Below are 16,980 nucleotides of genomic sequence, written 5' to 3' on the forward strand. Positions count from 1 at the left end.
TAATCCGCAGCGCATACGCCACATTTTCCTACGCTGAGGTGACATAGGCTGGGACCAAAAGAGCAGTGTGCCCCCATTCTCCTTTACACATTGATGGATTAGGAATACCTCTATGCCTCAGCTTGCTCTTACCCCTGCTCGCCGGGGGATGGTCATCGCGGGCGCCGCGCTAGTCGTCGCCACGTGGATCTACTTGGTGCTTTTTCGCCCGACCGATTGGGAGTCCGTAGCGGGCTCCGCCGAAGCCTTGATCACCTTGGCCGGCTACCTCATTGGTGCGGCTCTTTTGCTTGCCGGCACCGTGCCGTCCCTCCCGGCTCGTACCATCGCCATTATTCCCATCGCCTTGGTTCTTAATATCGTAGTGGGCCAAATCATCGGATCGAGCGGCATTCCGCTGTATATCGACTCCGTAGGAACCATCTTGGTAGCGGCCCTCGCGGGCCCCATCGCCGGGCTCGCTACCGGTACGTTGTCATCGGTGGTCTGGGGATTGCTCAACCCGATGGCGCTCCCATTCGCTGCCGTTTCCGCTGCGACCGGATTCCTTTCTGGCTGGGCCATTCAAAAGGGCGCGTTCACCAAGATCTGGAAGGTCATCGTCAGCGGCGCGATTATCGGCATCATCTGCGGCATGCTCGCCGCACCCGTAGCCGCCTTCGTCTACGGCGGTACGGCTGGTGTCGGTACCGGCGCGCTCACGTCCCTCTTCCGCGAACTGGGCAACTCTTTGATTGCATCCGTCACCATGCAGTCCCTCATCTCTGACCCACTGGATAAGGTCGTTGTATTCCTCATCGTGCGGGCTGCCGTGAAATCCTTGCCCAAGCGAACCCGGGAATCCTTGCAGCCTCGCTAATGTATCGCCTTCACCCGTCGACGGTCCTCACCATTGCTGCGTGCGGCTGGATACTTATCCTTGGGCTCAATAGCCCACTAGTCTCCGCGCTCGTGGCAAGTGCGATGCTTGCCTATGGCGTGTGGGCCACGAGATCCATCGCGATCGTCTTGGCATCCGGGGCGCTCTGTGTCCCAGTGGTCCTATCGATGTTAGTGATCCACGCCCCCTATGGTGATAACCAACTGATTCCGCTAGTCACAAGCGATGGCCTGCTCATTGCAGCCACACTAGCCCTGCGCTTTTTCGCATTAATGGTGTGCTTCATCGTGGCGATGTCCGTGCTGCGAATTTCCGATATTGCGAAATGGCTACAAGTCTCGCGCGCGGGGCACAAAATTGCCTACATCGTTGGTGCTTCACTGCAATCTTTGCCTCAAGGCGCGCAGGCATGGCGGACCGTCCGCGATGCTAACCAGCTGGCCGGAATCAAAGTGACGTGGCGCAATACTATTTCTCGGGTGGTCATCCCGGTGATTTCGCGCCTATTGATTCAAGGCACCGAGCGCGGCCACGCCCTAGCCGCCGCGGGCTTTGATGAAGAGGGAACTAGGACCCTTTTGCGGCCGGTACCGGATTCTGCCGTGTCCCGCGTGCTGCGCTGCATCGTTCCCTTAGGAACCATAGGAGTCATGGTCTTTGTATGGATATAGACGATATTCAGCCGAGTAAAGGAACCGTCGTTCAAGTACTTGTTCCTTCGGATGCGATCGCGGAAAACGTAGCGCAAAAGCTAGGAGAAAAATTCTCGACGTCCGCCATCATCGGTACAGACTCGTCCGCCCAGATGAGCTATTTGCGCGATACCTGTATCGAAGAAGTAGTCCTAGGCCTAGAAAACCAAGGTGAGGACCCAGCGCGCATGCAGGTGCGGGGAGAGGAAATGCTCGCGGCTGTGGGCCTGAGCGATTACGCGGAGAAGAACCCCACCCAGCTCTCTGGTGGTCAGACCCGGAGGCTCGCAGCTGCGTGTGTGGCGATTCGCGAACCCGAGGTGCTGATTATTTGCGAGCCAAGCGCAGGGCTGGATCCCACATCACTGGCGATGATGGTGCAATTATTGCATTCGCTGCGCAATACTTGCGTTCTTGCTGTGTCATCGATGCATTGGCCCGAATTGGGCGGTCACGTCGTAGGAGAGATCCCGCAACCGGTCCCACTTAGCTTGGAGGCGATTTCGTCCCATGGACCGCGGGAAAATCTCGGCCCGCTTACGGCGCGCCGCGGACAAGAAAAGAAGCGGTGGTGGCAGTCGGCGAAGCCTTCCGGCACTACCTTTAGCGTCGGGCCAGTGACCATTCCCATCCGCAGCGGCGGTGTGACCTGGTTGCGCGGGGCAAATGGCACTGGAAAGACATCGCTTCTTCGCTCCGCCGCAGGCCTTGATGGGGCACAGCGCCCAGCTGAACCCCGGGGATTGGTCCTCCAATCTCCTTATGACCAGGTAATATATTCCACTTTGGGGGATTTTGTTCCCGATACCGTGTTACGGGAGCTGCTGGAACTTGATGCCGATGAGCACCCATTGGATCTGCCCGCTTCCCGGCTCAGGCTGGCCCAAACGGCACATGTGGTGGGGATGGGCCACGCCATCGTGCTCATGGATGAGTCGGATAGCTTGCTTTCGCTAACGGATCGAGCGCTGATGCATCAACTGATTCATAGGACGCTGGAATCAGGAACGGCAATAATCCTTACGTGCCACGATCCAGGGTTCGTCGAAGAGATCGCGCAGTATGTCAGTATCCAAGAAGTGGAACTGTCCAGCACTGACGGCATCCAAGAAGACACCAACTAAGCGTGGCGGCGTTGAGCCGCTGCCTTCGCCTCCTGCTAAGAAATCAGAAAGACGAAGGCTGATGCGCGGTTAGCGCTGAGGCGAACTAGAACTCCGGATTGATTGCTCTACCAGATCGAGGACGCGCTCCAGGCCATCCGTATCTCCCAAGGCGAGCCTATTAATAAACCCATCCATGAAGGTTTCCAAATAGCACACCAGGGTATCTATATCGACGTCGTCTCGCAGGCGGCCTTGCTCTGCGTTGGAGGCGAGGCGGGCGCGGATAGCCTCGTCACGAATGGACTGGTGCTCTTTCCAGCGCGCAGCAAATGATGGGTCCGTGCGCAATAGAGAAGTGATCTCTAGACGCGTGGCAAGCCAATCGTGGCGTTCTGGGTGACGCAACATTTCACGCATGACTTCGACGAGGCCATTATTAGCCACTACTTCCGCCTGGCGCGCGGCATCTTCGCGGGCTAAGGAAAGAAATAGAGATTCCTTGTCCCCAAAGTGGTGAAAAATGGCGCCACGTGATTTCCCGGTGGCTTGTTCTAAGAGGCGAACCGTCGCACCCTCATAGCCATGCTCGGCAAAGCAACGTCGCGCCCCAACGAGAATTTCGTGCCGCCGCCGATTTAACTCAGATTCACTCACGATTGGCATAGTGAGGTCGTCTCCTTTTAGGAATAATTAATACTTCAAGTTAAGTATGTTCTGAAACGAACATAGTACGACAATAAAGAAACGCGGGGCCGCAGAGCCCTCTACGGGAGAGAGCGGTGCGACCCCGCGTCTTCAAGCTCAGCGACGAGCACTAAGCCCAAAAAGCTTAGTACTTTTCCGTCGCATTAAGTGGCTTAGTTCGTCACCATCTGGCGCAGCACGTACTGCAGGATACCGCCGTGGCGGAAGTACTCTGCCTCACCCGGGGTGTCGATACGTACGTTAGCGTCGAACTCGACGGTGTCATCAGAGTCTTGCTTGGTAGCGGTGACGTGAACGGTCTTCGGGATGGAACCGTCGTTGAACTCGGTGATGCCTTCGATGTCGAAGGTCTCCGTACCGTCCAGCCCCAGGGACTCGTGGGACTCGCCGTCAGGGAACTGCAGTGGGATAACGCCCATACCGATGAGGTTCGAGCGGTGGATGCGCTCGAAGGACTCGGTGATGACTGCCTTTACGCCCAGAAGGTTGGTGCCCTTTGCAGCCCAGTCACGGGAAGAACCGGTGCCGTATTCCTTACCAGCAATAACGACCAGTGGGATGCCGGCTTCCTTGTAGTTCTCGCATGCATCGTAGATGTATGCCTGCGGTGCGCCCTCTTGGGTGAAGTCGCGGGTGTAACCACCGGTCTCATCCACCAGCTGGTTGGCCAAGCGGATGTTGGCGAAGGTACCGCGCATCATGACCTCGTGGTTACCGCGGCGGGAACCCAAGGAGTTGTAGTCAGAGCGGGAAACGCCGTTCTCATCCAGGTACTGCGCGGCCGGGGTGCCCGGCTTGATGGCAGAAGCAGGGGAGATGTGGTCGGTGGTGACGGAATCGCCCAGCTTCGCAAGAACGCGAGCGCCCTTGATGTCCTCAACTGGGTCCGGTTCGGTCGGCATGCCCTCGAAGTACGGAGCCTTGCGGATGTAGGTGGAGTCCTCATCCCACTCGAAGGTCTCGCCCTCTGGGACATCCAGGTTGCGCCATGCGTCGTCACCCTTGAAGACGTCGGCGTAGTCAGCCTCGTACATCTCGCGGGAGATAGCGGACTGGATGGTGTCCTCGATCTCCTGCGGGGTAGGCCAGATGTCCTTCAAGAAGACATCGTTGCCGTCTTCGTCCTGACCCAGCGGCTGGTTGTCGAAGTCGAAGTCCATGGTGCCGGCAATAGCGTAGGCGATGACCATGATTGGGGATGCCAAGTAATTCATCTTGACGTCCGGGGAGATACGGCCCTCGAAGTTGCGGTTACCGGACAGAACTGCGGTAGCTGCCAAGTCGTTCTCGTTGATGGCTGCAGAGACTTCCTCTGGCAGTGGGCCGGAGTTACCAATACAGGTGGTGCAACCGAAGCCGGACAGGTAGAAGCCCATGGCCTCGAGGTCCTTCCAGAGGTCTGCGCGCTGGAAGTAGCCATCGACAACCTGGGAACCAGGTGCACAAATGGTCTTAACCCATGGCTTGGAGCGCAGGCCCTTTTCGGCGGCCTTACGTGCAATCAAACCTGCACCCACCATGACGGATGGATTGGAGGTGTTGGTGCAAGAGGTGATGGAGGCAATTGCCACCATGCCGTGGTCAAGGGTGTACTCGCCACCGTTATCAGGTTCAACGGTGATCGAGTTGGAGTGACGTCCCTTAGCGCCAACGGCGGCGGACTCGCCGTGGCCCTCGCGCGACTTGTTCAAGCCACCAGTGACGTCCTCATCGCCAGGCGCGCCGCCCTCAGCGGACATGCGCTTTGCCTCAACGGAGGAGTCATCCACGCATACCTCGTCGGTGGTGTAGTTGGACAGATCCTTACGGAACTGTTCCTTGGCCTCCGAAAGGAGGATGCGGTCCTGCGGGCGCTTCGGGCCGGCGATGGATGGCTCAACGGTGGACAGATCGAGTTCGATGTACTCGGAGTACTCCGGCTCCGGAGTGTCCTCTGCCAGCCACATGCCCTGGGCCTTGGCGTACTGCTCGACGCGGTCGATCTGCTCTTGCGGGCGACCGGTGAGCTCGAGGTACTTGGTGGTCTCTTCGTCGATGGGGAAGATGGCCGCGGTGGAACCGAACTCTGGCGACATGTTGCCGATGGTGGCGCGGTTAGCCAGCGGGACGGACTTGACGCCGTTGCCGTAGAACTCTACGAACTTCTGGACAACGCCGTGCTCACGCAGCATCTCCGTAATGGTCAAGACGACGTCGGTTGCGGTAACGCCGGTCGGGATTTCGCCGGTGAGCTTGAAGCCGACGACCTTCGGGATGAGCATCGATACCGGCTGGCCAAGCATGGCAGCCTCTGCCTCGATGCCGCCAACACCCCAGCCCAGGATGCCCAGGCCGTTTTCCATGGTGGTGTGGGAGTCGGTACCGATACAGGTATCCGGGTATGCCAAGCCCTCGTTGTCAAAGACAACGCGGGACAGGTACTCAATGTTGACCTGGTGGACAATACCGGTTCCCGGAGGAACAACGCGGAAGTTGGAGAAGTTCTCAGCACCCCAACGCAGGAACTGGTAGCGCTCTTCGTTGCGCTGGTACTCGATTTCAACGTTCTTCTCAAGAGCGTCGGTGGAACCAAAAGCCTCGACGATGACGGAGTGGTCAATAACCATCTCGGCCGGGTTCAGCGGGTTAACCTGGTCTGGCGTACCGCCAAGAGCGGAAACGGCCTCACGCATGGTTGCGAGGTCGACGACACAGGGAACGCCGGTGAAGTCCTGCATGAGGACGCGGGCTGGGGTGAACTGGATTTCGGTATCCGGCTCGGACTTTGGATCCCAATTGGCGAGGGCCTTGATGTGGTCCTCGTTTACATTCTTGCCGTCCTCATTGCGCAGCAGGTTTTCTGCCAGCACCTTGAGAGAGTACGGCAACTTCTCCATGCCAGGAACCGTGTTGATGTCAAAGTAGTCGTAAGACTTACCGTTGACATCAAGGGTCTTCTTGGCGTCGAAGGAGTTCAAGCTTTCAGTCACAGGGAGCTCCATTCCTTGTTGATAAACAGTCTGTTCTGTTTTGTGCTCGCCGCCTACTGGGGTTGCGGGATAAGCAAAAGGTGCGCGACCACATAGTAGTCGAGACAAAGCCATGGGGCCCGCAGTGCCAAAGGCGGCAAAGAACGCGATGGTTCACCTATTTATTGTAGAGGTAAAAACCTTCCGTTGCTTCGATTGTAACGGGACAGGCGTTCTGTTTAAAGCTTTTGGTCACACTCGGCGCGTTTACTGTGTGGGCGGCGGCGGTAACCATTATCTTTAATGAAGAAGGACTTCGGGATAAGCGCAGTGCATGACCCCCGATCTCGGGTGCACGAGCCCCCATAATAGAGAAGAAGAGGGAAGAGGATTGAATGGTTCCGGGTGAAGTGGACGTCCCGCAGCTGGCTCAGCAGCTCAAGCAGGATGGCGTAGCTTATTCCGCACCCTCCCTGGAATCGGATACTCAGCTGAATGCACACGTCGCCGAGCAACTGCGTGAAGGCGACGGGCTCGCCGTGGTCGATGTCTTTGTCTCCAAGGCCGCCGACGCGCGCGACATTGCACAGGAGCTCCATGATGCTACCAATCTGCACACCGTCATCGTGCAGACCCCGCACCATGTCTCTTCGGTTAGCGAGAACTATAGCCGTGCGGATATTGAATCCACCCAAGCGCAATTGAAGCCGGGACTCAACCAAGTCGATCTTGTGCAGCAATACTATGCGGGGATTGAGCAAAGCAGCTTTCCGATGCTCGCGATCGTCGCCGTCGTCGCCATACTCGCCCTACTTTTCGGCGGCTTGAGCTATTGGCGCGCCTCCCGCCATCGCGAAAATCGGGGATAAGTAGCGGCCATTCAGGAGGCCGCGATCCGGGGAGGGCAGACGTATCAAGACGCCCAAGCGTATCCGACTTCTAGCTATGTTTGTTCGAAAAAGTAGAAGAAAAGTTTCCATTTTTCAGCGCTCGGAGCGCCCCAAAACCATCCGCTGAAGCGAGCTAAATTTTGCGGCCACGTGAGCGTCGTGGGGCATCGCACTGAAGTAACTCGCGGTGCCTGCCCTGAGATTTATGGAAAATGATGTTCAGGCATTGGTGTGATCCATCGGCTCCTTACGGGCACTCCTCGGGCGACTCCGGGTCGCCGCGAACGAAGAAAACTCTCATTACCTCAAAGCGCCAGGGAAGTGGGGGAGGGGTCGAAATAAAGGCTTAGTGGTTGACTTGCGCCGGGGGAGTGGTTCTGTGGCGGTTAAATAGCCCCGGTTTGGTCGCGGTTCAGGGCGCAAAAACCTTGAAATTATAAAAACCAAAGTGATGAACATCACAATAACGGGATGGTAACAAAATTATTGCAGGTTAGGTACACCTGTTGCGTCATGTGGTTTAACTTGACTCCACGTAATTAAGTGGAATGTGTGCGAAAAGGGCGTGTCGTGACGTATGGTTCGAGTGTCGACTCAAGGGACATGAATATCTCCTTGAGTTCATGGGCTTAGCCTTGACGGTCAATTGAAGATTCACACGGGTATGTGGGGAAGCACGCCTCGCGGGAATCGAGGAATTGGCGGTACTTGGGAGTCAATGAACCACGAGGGAACTCTCGAACGGGAGAGTAGAAAAACTTTTCACTTGAGCGATGTCAATGTTCGAAAAATAAACATCAACCCACCTTCCTTAAAAGTGGTGAGACGAGTTCGCTAGAGCTCCATCGTGTGGGTATGCGGGTGTGGTTCTTTGTCGAGCCCTTCAAGATTGGATTCCTGGTGAAGCGGGGATCCATGCACAAGGTTCGCCGAGGAGCGCAGTCGGGTACGTGCAGAATGGGAGAATGAGGGAACCAGAATCACACTAGGGCCAGCATTGTGTGGCCTGTTCATGGTTTGTGGCCGCTTGCCCTCGCAGGGATAATTTCAGGCAACCGGGGATCTACGGTCCCATCGTGAAGCTGTACCTCCACTGCGCCGCGGCGAGTTGCGCCAAGGATCATAGGGCAGTTCTCACTGTGCCAAGCGCAGCGTGCGAGGGGACAGGACTCTGCCAGTTACCTGTATGAACCGCGCACCACAAGTGAAGCTTAATGAAGATGCGCCAATCTTAGATTGGCAACGCAATGGGAGAAGAAGTTGCTCCCTGCAGCGCCAGAGCGCTCACACTCACAGTAAACCGCGTAGGACACGTGGAGAAATTGCACCATACATGTCGCTGGTATGGGGAAATAGTAGCGATTGATGGGCATTGAGTCGTGGGGTTACTGAGTTAAGCATCAGCACATAGAGCTTTCATAGATGTGCGCACTCCCTAGGTGAAGTCTCTTCAACTTTCGGGCTCATGTGCCGTATACATCCTGGAGCCGCGAGCTGCCAGGGCGATAACGCATACCCATAAGCTTTTAGGTATGTAGCTATCGGATTCGGAATATCGCAAAGAGGACTCTGAGCTTGCTGCTGTGCGGAAATGCGCAAGCTTTAAGTGTCTCGGGCATTCCTATGCCTAAGTGCGGTTCATGGTGTCCCAATCTTTAAAAGGAAGGTGGTCCAAACAAGGAGAATTCCAGTGGCCACCATTCGTCTACCGCGCATCCGACATGTTCGCGCAATTATCGCTACAGTCGCGGGCGCCGCAGCGCTATCGTCCCTGACGTCCATCGCTCCCGCGGGAGCAGATGAGCACCCCGATCCCACCCAAGCCGGTACGGTTGCAGAAGGTCCTAGCGCCGATGCCGGTGACTCGATCGCCCGTGCTGTAACCAACGTTGATGCTCAGCAGCGGGAAGTAGATCATCTGCGGCAGCTGCTCGACCAAGCGGGGGAGCAAGCGGCGGCCGCAACGGAGCGCATCTCCCAGCTTTCGGCCGATCCTGAGGTTGCGGACGATGCGGCAGAGCTTGACCAAGCTTATGCCGATAAGCGCGCAGCCGAATCGGCAATGGTTGAACATCGCCGCAATTTGGCCCAACGAGAGGCTCAGATGAGCGCCACCCGCAACTTCGCTGAGGCCTCTTTTGCCCACCAGCAGGAGACGGCGGAAGTGTCCCAGCAGGGTGACCTTCCAAAGGTGCAAAATCAAGATAAAAACCTTGACTTTAAGGTAGGAGCGGATGCGCTTGCCGATGATCCCGTCAAGCCCCAAGACTTGAATGAAGACAAGGCTCAAAACTTTACCGACGAGATTATTCCGGATGAAGCTACACTCCCTGAGGTGACAAATGATGACGCCGTCGTCGAGGGGCAGAAGGACGCGGCTGCCCCGAAGGTGGAGTTCGGCACCGCACTTAATCAGGGAGCCACGCCGTCTTTTAACACGGTCGACTACGCCACTGGCTCATCGGCATCAGACGTAATGGACATTGCAGGCGAGCTCGCCGCAGCCGTCGACGAAGATGATGTACGGGGGCTGTTGGAGGGCTCTTCAGGCCTGTTGGGGATTGGCAGCCCGAATACGGCGCCATCGGCAAGCACCGATCCTTCCGCTACCGGTCAGGGGCCAGGAGTGCCATCCAAGTCTGCTCCGGGCAATAGCGGCCAGATTGAGGCGGTAATCGCTCGCGCAGAATCTGTCATCGGAACCCCATACGTGTGGGGCGGCGGCGACAACAATGGCCCAACTGGTGGCATCCGGGACGGCGGCGTAGCCGATAGCTTTGGTGACTATGGTCAAAGCGGTTTTGATTGCTCCGGATTAACTAAGTATGCGTTCGCCGCAGCCGGCCTAGACCTTCCGCACTACACCGGTGCGCAGTACCAAATGGGCAATAAGGTCTCGCGCGACAATCTGCAACGCGGTGACCTCATCTTCTATGGCGCCGGTGGCAGTCAGCACGTTGCGATCTACTTGGGCAATGACCAAATGATTGAGGCCCCGCAGTCTGGGCAAAATGTACAGGTCTCCCCTGTGCGCTGGGCTGGTGCGACCCCGGATGTCGTACGCCTTCTCTAATTCTTAGTCTTGTGGTTGCTACTATTTAGGGCATGACTGACGCACAGCATCCTGCCCAAAAATTCGACGCCCTCCTCGTTCTTTCTTTCGGTGGCCCGGAAGGAAACGAGGAGGTCGTTCCATTTTTAGAGAACGTTACGCGGGGCCGAGGGATTCCGCGCGAGCGTTTAGAAGTAGTGGGCGAGCATTATTACCACTTTGACGGAGTGAGCCCGATCAACGGCCTGAACCGAGAGATCATCAGCAACGTCGAAGCCGAACTGAAAAATCGCGGACATAATCTACCGGTTTATTTTGGCAATCGGAACTGGCACCCCTTTGCCACAGCTACCGCAGAGAAAATGGCGGAAGAGGGGATCCGCACGGTGGCCGTCTTTGCCACCTCCGCTTGGGGTGGCTACTCGGCGTGCCGGCAATACGATGAAGACATTGCTGCAATGCGCCAGCACCTTGCAGATAAGGGTCTGCCTGAAATCGAGTTCACCAAGATTCGGCAGTTTTATGATCACCCTAAGTTCATCGTGGAGATGGCCGATGCTGTCGCCGAGGCTTGGCAGCGTATCCCCGCTGAGAAGATGGACAGCGCGCGCATGCTGTTTACGGCCCACTCGGTGCCAAATGCACACGATAATGTCGGCGGTGCAGAAGGAGACAAGAACCTTTACTCCCGGCAAGTAGCCGAAGCCTCCCGCTTGGTGGCCGAGCGTGCCGGAATCTCGGATTATGACTTGGTCTGGCAATCGCGCTCCGGTAACCCGAAGACGCCGTGGCTGGAACCAGACATCGTTGACCACACCACCGCGATCCATGAAACAGACGGGGTCGGCGCCGTAGTGGTGTGCCCGATTGGTTTTATCTCCGATCATATGGAGGTCATCTGGGACCTAGATTCTGAGCTGCAAGCCGCTGCCGAGGAGATGGGAGTCCAGGTCGAACGCGCGCGTACCGCTGGCCCCTCCCAGCGGTTTGCGGGCATGGTCGTGGATCTGGTGGAAGAACTCGAACAGGGGAAGCCGTGGGAGACTAGCGGGAATGTCACCGTACAAGGGTGCACCACCAACGGCGCGCCCTGCGCTGCAGGCTGCTGCGATATCCGCGCCCACTAAAAGTACTCTGGGCGGGCCTGCTCTAGCGAGCGAATTCCGCTGCTGAATAAGCCACTCCCGTCATCCGCGCCTGCCGGATATGGCGCCATAGGCGGAGGAGCTGCGGATCGAGGCTGTGATCGTTAATCCTATCCGTGACGGTTTCGATAATCGCGGCAACGCGGTCCGCGCGTGCAAAGAGCTTTGCAGCCCGGGGCGGGGTGGCAGGTGGCAGGCCGGGCGTGTCATAAAAATCGCTCAGGGTACCTACCGTGAGCCGGGGATTAGTTAGCGCGGTGGATTGGTAGCCGGTGGCCGTAATGAGATCGGCGGATTCATCCGTCGCTTTCGTTAACAAGGCGTCCGCTTCGCCGGGGCTCAGCCATGCCGGTGAGGGCAGCGGCTGATCCTCGCGGATCACTTGCCATGCCGTGTGAGCTTGATGGGGATGGGGGACAAGGACCAGCGTGACTTCCGGGTCGTTGGTGCGCACAACGATGGCGCCCGCTGAACTTTGCGCGGCCGCACGGGCAGATTCCGATCCTGCGGGAAGTGCGGGCGCTTCACCCGGGCCAGATAAAATAAGCCGGAGGAGAGGCTCCCCGCCCGCGCCTGGCTGAGAGGTGAGCTCATTCGTTTCGGCCCGCAGGAGGGCAAGCAAATCGATAAAAGGGGATTCATCGACGCATTCGGGGCGCCCGCCCAGCTCCGTCAGGGCATCGAGCAGCTCATCTGTTGTCTCATGTCCCCATAACCACGCAGCGAGCCAGATGGCGGAGTTTTGGAGAGGGGACCACACTTCGGCGCGCATATCCATGGCGAGCAAGTGTAGTAGATAGACTATCGGGTCATGAGTTTAGATCCTTATGGCGGAGATATTTTTGCTGGGCACCGACGCAGCAAGCCCACCCAGTACCCAGAGGTGCCGGCAGAGCCGGGCATGGTGGTAGAAGTGCGCGGTGATGACTTTGTGGGCGCCGTATTAGGCGTGGATAAGACCGTCTTTGGTGAGGTCGTGCGGCTAGAAGACCGCCACGGCGTCGAGCGAGTATTTAACCTTATTAAAGGCGGGTTCTTAGTAGAAGGTCAGCCGGTGACGCTTACGAGGTACGTGCCCAAGCAAGCACCCCGCAAATCCAACTCGGGATCTAGGCGGGTAGAAAACGTAGAAGCCAAGGTGGCAGCGCCATCGCGCATTTGGGTCGAAGGCGTCCACGATGCCGCCATCGTGGAAAAGGTGTGGGGGCATGACCTGCGCGTAGAAGGCGTGGTCGTGGAATACCTGGAGGGCTTGGACAACCTCGAAGAAAGGCTCGCCGAATTTCAGCCTGGCCCCGGCCGCCGGGTAGGCGTGCTCGCGGATCACCTGGTCAAAGGGTCGAAAGAAACACGAATGACCGAGTCAGTGGGGGAGCACGTTCTAGTCACCGGCCATCCTTTTGTTGATATTTGGGCGGCAGTAAAACCGCAACGGGTAGGCCTGCAAGCATGGCCGGAGGTGCCGCGGGGCGAAGATTGGAAGACCGGGATTTGTCGCCGCGTGGGTTGGTCTGATCCCTCCGATGGGTGGCGCCACGTTTATAACGCGGTGCATTCGTTCCGGGATTTGGACTCGAGCCTTATCGGGGCGGTCGAGCGGCTGGTGGATTTTGTGACCACGCCGGAGCTGCACAAATCAGACCTTGTCTAAGCCGCCGCGGGCCGATCTTTCTGGCCCTAGGCTAGATTGGCCCGTTCAATGAGGTTGACCGCCAATTGCCACCCGGCCATCTCGGCGCTCCAGCCCGCAGCCTGCAGCCTTTGGGACATCGCCTGTTTGGAAATGCCCAATTCTTCCGCGGCCTCATTTTGATTGAGCCCCGCCCTTACGAGCGAGGTCGCCTCGCGGCCCTCGATGGTGCGCTTATTCAGCACGTATCCAATGAGCGCGAAGGCGGCGGCGATATCGCTTGCCTCGGCGGACCGGCCGCGCTTATTGAGCTTGGTATAGACCTGTCCCATGCGGGCGGAGTTTTTCAGCGCCGCGGTAGCCACGTGGCGCGCGCTGTCCTCGTCTGCCTGGTTGCCGGGGCTGATGCCGATGCCGATGGCCCAGTCGCCATCGGCAAGCAAGGCCATGACGACCTCACAGACTGCGGTGGCGGAATCGACAACGGCGCAAATATCCTCCACGCCAAGGACGTGAAACTCGCCGACGCCCTCGAGGGTGGATAGCGCGGCGGCCGAGCGCTGTACGAGCTCAGCGCGGCGCACGGAACGCCCACGGTAGCGGGCATGGACAGCGAGCACGAGGATCCTCCTTTATTGCGAGCAGTTCGTTACAGTCTACCGCTTAACCTTGACTGGACGGGAGTTGGCAGGCGCGAATCGAGCACAAGTCCGCCGATACCGGCGAGGGCAAAGACGATAAAGGCAACGATGATCCCGGGACTGGCCGTGCCAGTAAGGGCATCGCCGAAAAAGACTCCAATGACCGTGGTGGGAATCGAGCCGACCAACGTAGCGACCGTAAAGTGAGAAACGCTGATGGGGGTAAGTGCGGCGACATAGTTGAGAAGGCTGAAGGGCACTCCCGCGACCATGCGCAGGGAAGCGATGGCCAGCCAACCGCGCCGCTCGAGGTGGGCATTGATGGTATAAACCGCAGGATGAGCAAGGTGCGGCCTAATCCAGTCTCCGAGCAGGCTGCGCACAATCAGCAGCGATAATACGGCCGAGATGGTGAGCGCGAATAGCGAGATAGCAAGACCCCGCCAAGGGCCGAAAAGGATGCCAGCTGCAATCGTCCAGATGGTCCGGGGTAGGGGAAATTGCGTAAATATGACATAACCTAGCGTGAAGGCAACCGGAAACCACGCGCCAAGGCGGGCAGCGGCGGCCCGCATCTGGGAGAGATCGGGAATATCGAGCCAGATAAAAAGCGCAACTCCAGCAAGTGCGAGCGCGATGATGAGGCTCCAGCGTCGCGGTGACCACGCGCGGATTGAGCCCCAAGCAGAGTGGATGAGTTGAACGCAGAAGCTACCAAAGCTGCGTATCCAATCCCGGAAAGTGGTCATGCGTTTGTATCGTAGTCGGCTGGGCCGGGCTGATAGAAAAGAGCTGTACTCATAGAAAAATCTCGAGACACCATAGGAACGATGTCTCGAGACTTCACGATGTGCCCGGAGGGGGACTTGAACCCCCACGTCCGTTAATAGGACACTAGCACCTCAAGCTAGCGCGTCTGCCATTCCGCCACCCGGGCAGGGTGTTTGCAACCTCTCGGTTGGGCACCCCGAAACTTTATCGTGTTCCGCTATTGGAATACAAATCGCCAGGTAAATCCTCATAAAACGGACGATCTCAAGGCGGTGAAAATACATCCTTGTAACTTGGGTAGCCGTAGCGCGAAAGCAGGAACGCGGTACGAAACCAGCCGCCTAGTGGAGGGTTAGTGGGGAGGGACATCGACAAGCGCGTGTGATCTGCGGTACAAAGGGGTACATGACTTCTTATGCAGATGACACTCGATTCCCCGGACCTGACCCATACGCCCCGCTGCGCGATCTCCCCAGCTTCGGGCTGTCTTCTACCGACTTGGTAGAAGGCGATGAGATCCCAGAAAAGCACCGCGCGCCGGAAAGCGTGTCCCCGCAGCTGGCATGGTCCGGGCTGCCGGAGGGAACCAAGTCTTTGGCCGTCACCTGCTTTGACCCGGATGCACCGACTGCCTCCGGTTTCTGGCACTGGGCCGCCTTTAATATCCCCACCGATGTCTCCGAGCTGCCCACCAATGCCGGTGCGGCAGAGGACCTTGGCATCGACGGTGTTATCAGCCTGCGCAATGATTCCGGCAACCGTACCCACTTTGGTGCTAATCCGCCGGCCGGCCACGCGCCGCACCGCTACCTCTACGCGGTCCACGCCGTAGACGTAGAAACCCTTGACATTGATCCAGATTCTTCCCCGACCGTCCTCGGCTTCAACCTGCACTTCCACGCGCTGGGCCGGGCAATCCTTTGGGGTTGGTACGAGGCCAAGTAATGGCGAGTTCCGCTCCTAAAAATCCAGTGACCCCACCCGCAGCGCTGCGGGTGGGCGGCGCTTTTTTGGTCGTCGCTTTTGTGCTGGTGCTTTTCGCCCTCATCTCCGTTTTTAGCGATGGATGGGGCGCACCCTTTGTCTGGACCTACAGCAACCTCGCGATCATCATCGCTGCGGTGATGGTGGGTGCATTCAGCACGATGAGCAAGGAGCATGCCGGCAGCCGCGCGCAGATCATCGCCCTGGCAGTGGCGGTGGCGTTGATCATTGCTAGCCGCTTTCTGCCGCAGCACGATTTGCTGATTCAGCAGCAGTATTGGTTGCTCTTTTATGCCGGCATGTCTGCCATCTGCGCCTTGATTTTGCGGCGCAGCGTCATGGCGACCTCTTAAGCGGTCCCTAAAACAAGCAATGCCACGTGTTTCTACACGTGGCATTTGTGCTATCTGGTGGGCTGCTAGTTTATTGCCTTCCACGGCAGATTGGAGCCTACAGCCTCAGAAATATTGTTCAGGCCATGGGCGCGAATTTGCTTGGCGATGCCCCTGTGAATATCCCGAATCCAGTCCGGACCACCGTAGATGAGCCCAGTATAGCCCTGGAGAAGGTTGGCACCTGCGGCAATCCGCTCCCACGCTTGCTCCGGGGTGGTAATCCCGCCGACGGAAATCAGGACGAGCTGCGAGCCCACGCGCTCGTTAAGGCGGCGGAGCACCTCTAAGGAGCGATCGGCTACGGGTGGACCGGAAATTCCACCGGCGCCAAGGGCCTCTACCTCCGCGCGGGGAGTGTTAAGTCCCTCACGGGAGATGGTGGTATTGGTGGCGACGATGCCGGCAAGGCCCAGTTCCACGGCGAGATCGGCGACGGCATCGACATCGGCATCCGAAAGATCCGGCGCGATCTTGACCATGACGGGTACATCGGTGGATTCTTGCACGGCGCGCAGGATGGGGCGAAGCGATTCGACCGCCTGCAGGTCCCGCAACCCGGGAGTATTGGGGGAGGAGACATTGACCACCAGGTAGTCCGCCAGGCCGCCTAAAACGGAAGCGGAGCGGCGGTAATCATCCACGGCGCGTTCTGCCGGGGTGACCTTGGTCTTGCCAATATTAATACCGATGACGTCGTTGTACCGGCGCTTGCGCAGGTTCTCTGCCACGGCGGCCGCACCCTCATTATTAAAGCCCATCCGGTTAAAGATGGCGGCATCTTCTTTGAGGCGGAAGAGGCGGGGAGTCGGGTTACCCGGCTGCGCCTGCGCCGTGACGGTGCCCAGTTCGGCGTAGCCGAAACCAAGGGGGGACCAGGCATCGGCAGCCGCGGCGTTTTTATCAAAACCGGCCGCCAGGCCAAGCGGGCGCGGGAAGGTGATCCCACAAACGTCTTGTTTCAAGACTGGATCGTTGACCGGCAGGACGCGGCCAAGCGCGCGATTGGCGGGTCCTGCCGCGTGCAGACCGTGCAGGCCAGAATTGATAATACCGTGGATGCGCTCGGGGCTTAAGCGAAACATTCCGCGCAGCGCTAGCTGATAGGCGCCTTTGCGCAGCGAATCGAAGGTCGAAACCATGG

At 58.1% G+C, this 16,980-nt stretch carries 15 protein-coding genes and 1 tRNA gene; 9 read left to right on the forward strand and 7 right to left on the reverse strand.

Annotated features, from left to right (window positions below; all coding sequences use genetic code 11):
* Positions 1-112: 112 nt before the first annotated feature.
* The 3 genes from ABRP86_RS01865 to ABRP86_RS01875 are packed head-to-tail and all read left to right on the forward strand — an operon-like array spanning position 113 to position 2,696.
* Positions 113-859, forward strand: a complete 747-nt coding sequence (locus ABRP86_RS01865; RefSeq protein WP_349862215.1) for an ECF transporter S component — start codon at positions 113-115, stop codon at positions 857-859.
* On the forward strand, positions 859-1,551 hold the full coding sequence (locus ABRP86_RS01870) for an energy-coupling factor transporter transmembrane component T family protein (protein WP_023022398.1): 693 nt from the start codon (positions 859-861) through the stop codon (positions 1,549-1,551). Before ABRP86_RS01865 ends, ABRP86_RS01870 begins: the two co-directional genes overlap by 1 nt.
* Positions 1,542-2,696, forward strand: coding sequence for an ATP-binding cassette domain-containing protein (locus ABRP86_RS01875; RefSeq protein ID WP_349862216.1), 1,155 nt, complete (start codon positions 1,542-1,544; stop codon positions 2,694-2,696). The genes ABRP86_RS01870 and ABRP86_RS01875 overlap by 10 nt, the downstream gene beginning before the upstream one ends.
* Positions 2,697-2,765: 69 nt before the next feature.
* Here ABRP86_RS01875 and ABRP86_RS01880 read toward each other — a convergent pair whose 3' ends face one another.
* Both ABRP86_RS01880 and can read right to left on the reverse strand, forming a co-directional pair.
* Entirely contained in the window at positions 2,766-3,341 is a 576-nt protein-coding gene (locus tag ABRP86_RS01880) for a TetR/AcrR family transcriptional regulator (RefSeq protein WP_284796119.1), read from the reverse strand.
* Positions 3,342-3,535: 194 nt separating this feature from the next.
* Positions 3,536-6,352 carry an aconitate hydratase gene (can, locus tag ABRP86_RS01885; RefSeq protein ID WP_349862217.1) on the reverse strand — a complete coding sequence of 939 codons (2,817 nt, stop codon included), beginning with the start codon at positions 6,350-6,352 and terminating at the stop codon, positions 3,536-3,538.
* Between the two features lie 374 nt (positions 6,353-6,726).
* Between can and ABRP86_RS01890 the strand changes: the two genes are divergently transcribed.
* The 3 genes from ABRP86_RS01890 to ABRP86_RS01900 all read left to right on the forward strand — a co-directional run bounded on the left by ABRP86_RS01890 (position 6,727) and on the right by ABRP86_RS01900 (position 11,400).
* The gene (locus ABRP86_RS01890; RefSeq protein ID WP_349862218.1) at positions 6,727-7,200 is read left to right on the forward strand and encodes an Rv1476 family membrane protein; all 474 of its coding nucleotides are present in this window, start codon (positions 6,727-6,729) and stop codon (positions 7,198-7,200) included.
* Positions 7,201-8,911: 1,711 nt separating this feature from the next.
* Positions 8,912-10,294 (forward strand): NlpC/P60 family protein, encoded by a 1,383-nt coding sequence (locus ABRP86_RS01895; RefSeq protein WP_349862219.1) that lies wholly within the window; start codon positions 8,912-8,914, stop codon positions 10,292-10,294.
* 32 nt (positions 10,295-10,326) lie between these two features.
* A complete protein-coding gene (locus ABRP86_RS01900) occupies positions 10,327-11,400 on the forward strand; it encodes a ferrochelatase (protein WP_349862220.1) in 1,074 nt (357 codons plus the stop codon).
* A gap of 22 nt (positions 11,401-11,422) precedes the next feature.
* On the opposite strand, the gene ABRP86_RS01905 is transcribed toward ABRP86_RS01900, so the two are convergent.
* On the reverse strand, positions 11,423-12,196 hold the full coding sequence (locus ABRP86_RS01905; protein ID WP_349862221.1) for an Rv1486c family protein: 774 nt from the start codon (positions 12,194-12,196) through the stop codon (positions 11,423-11,425).
* 33 nt (positions 12,197-12,229) lie between these two features.
* Here ABRP86_RS01905 and ABRP86_RS01910 point away from each other — a divergent pair, with 33 nt between their 5' ends.
* Complete coding sequence (locus ABRP86_RS01910; RefSeq protein WP_023017483.1) at positions 12,230-13,069, forward strand: DUF3097 domain-containing protein; 840 nt, start codon at positions 12,230-12,232, stop codon at positions 13,067-13,069.
* Between the two features lie 26 nt (positions 13,070-13,095).
* Here ABRP86_RS01910 and ABRP86_RS01915 read toward each other — a convergent pair whose 3' ends face one another.
* From ABRP86_RS01915 to ABRP86_RS01925, 3 genes are all read right to left on the reverse strand, one after another.
* A complete protein-coding gene (locus ABRP86_RS01915) occupies positions 13,096-13,668 on the reverse strand; it encodes a hypothetical protein (RefSeq protein ID WP_005282991.1) in 573 nt (190 codons plus the stop codon).
* Between the two features lie 29 nt (positions 13,669-13,697).
* Positions 13,698-14,438: a TVP38/TMEM64 family protein gene (locus ABRP86_RS01920; RefSeq protein ID WP_349862222.1), complete on the reverse strand. Its 741-nt coding sequence runs from the start codon at positions 14,436-14,438 to the stop codon at positions 13,698-13,700.
* Between the two features lie 102 nt (positions 14,439-14,540).
* Positions 14,541-14,626, reverse strand: a tRNA-Leu gene (locus ABRP86_RS01925).
* A 239-nt stretch (positions 14,627-14,865) separates the two neighbouring features.
* Here ABRP86_RS01925 and ABRP86_RS01930 point away from each other — a divergent pair.
* Both ABRP86_RS01930 and ABRP86_RS01935 read left to right on the forward strand, forming a co-directional pair.
* Positions 14,866-15,405, forward strand: coding sequence for a YbhB/YbcL family Raf kinase inhibitor-like protein (locus ABRP86_RS01930; protein WP_023022376.1), 540 nt, complete (start codon positions 14,866-14,868; stop codon positions 15,403-15,405).
* Complete coding sequence (locus ABRP86_RS01935) at positions 15,405-15,797, forward strand: hypothetical protein (protein WP_023022374.1); 393 nt, start codon at positions 15,405-15,407, stop codon at positions 15,795-15,797. The genes ABRP86_RS01930 and ABRP86_RS01935 overlap by 1 nt, the downstream gene beginning before the upstream one ends.
* A 65-nt stretch (positions 15,798-15,862) precedes the next feature.
* Here the strand turns inward: ABRP86_RS01935 and ABRP86_RS01940 are convergent, their stop codons facing one another.
* Entirely contained in the window at positions 15,863-16,978 is a 1,116-nt protein-coding gene (locus ABRP86_RS01940; RefSeq protein ID WP_349862223.1) for a quinone-dependent dihydroorotate dehydrogenase, read from the reverse strand.
* Positions 16,979-16,980: the final 2 nt, after the last annotated feature.

Source organism: Corynebacterium sp. KPL3927, assembly GCF_040225835.1.
Classification (GTDB): Bacteria; Actinomycetota; Actinomycetes; order Mycobacteriales; family Mycobacteriaceae; genus Corynebacterium.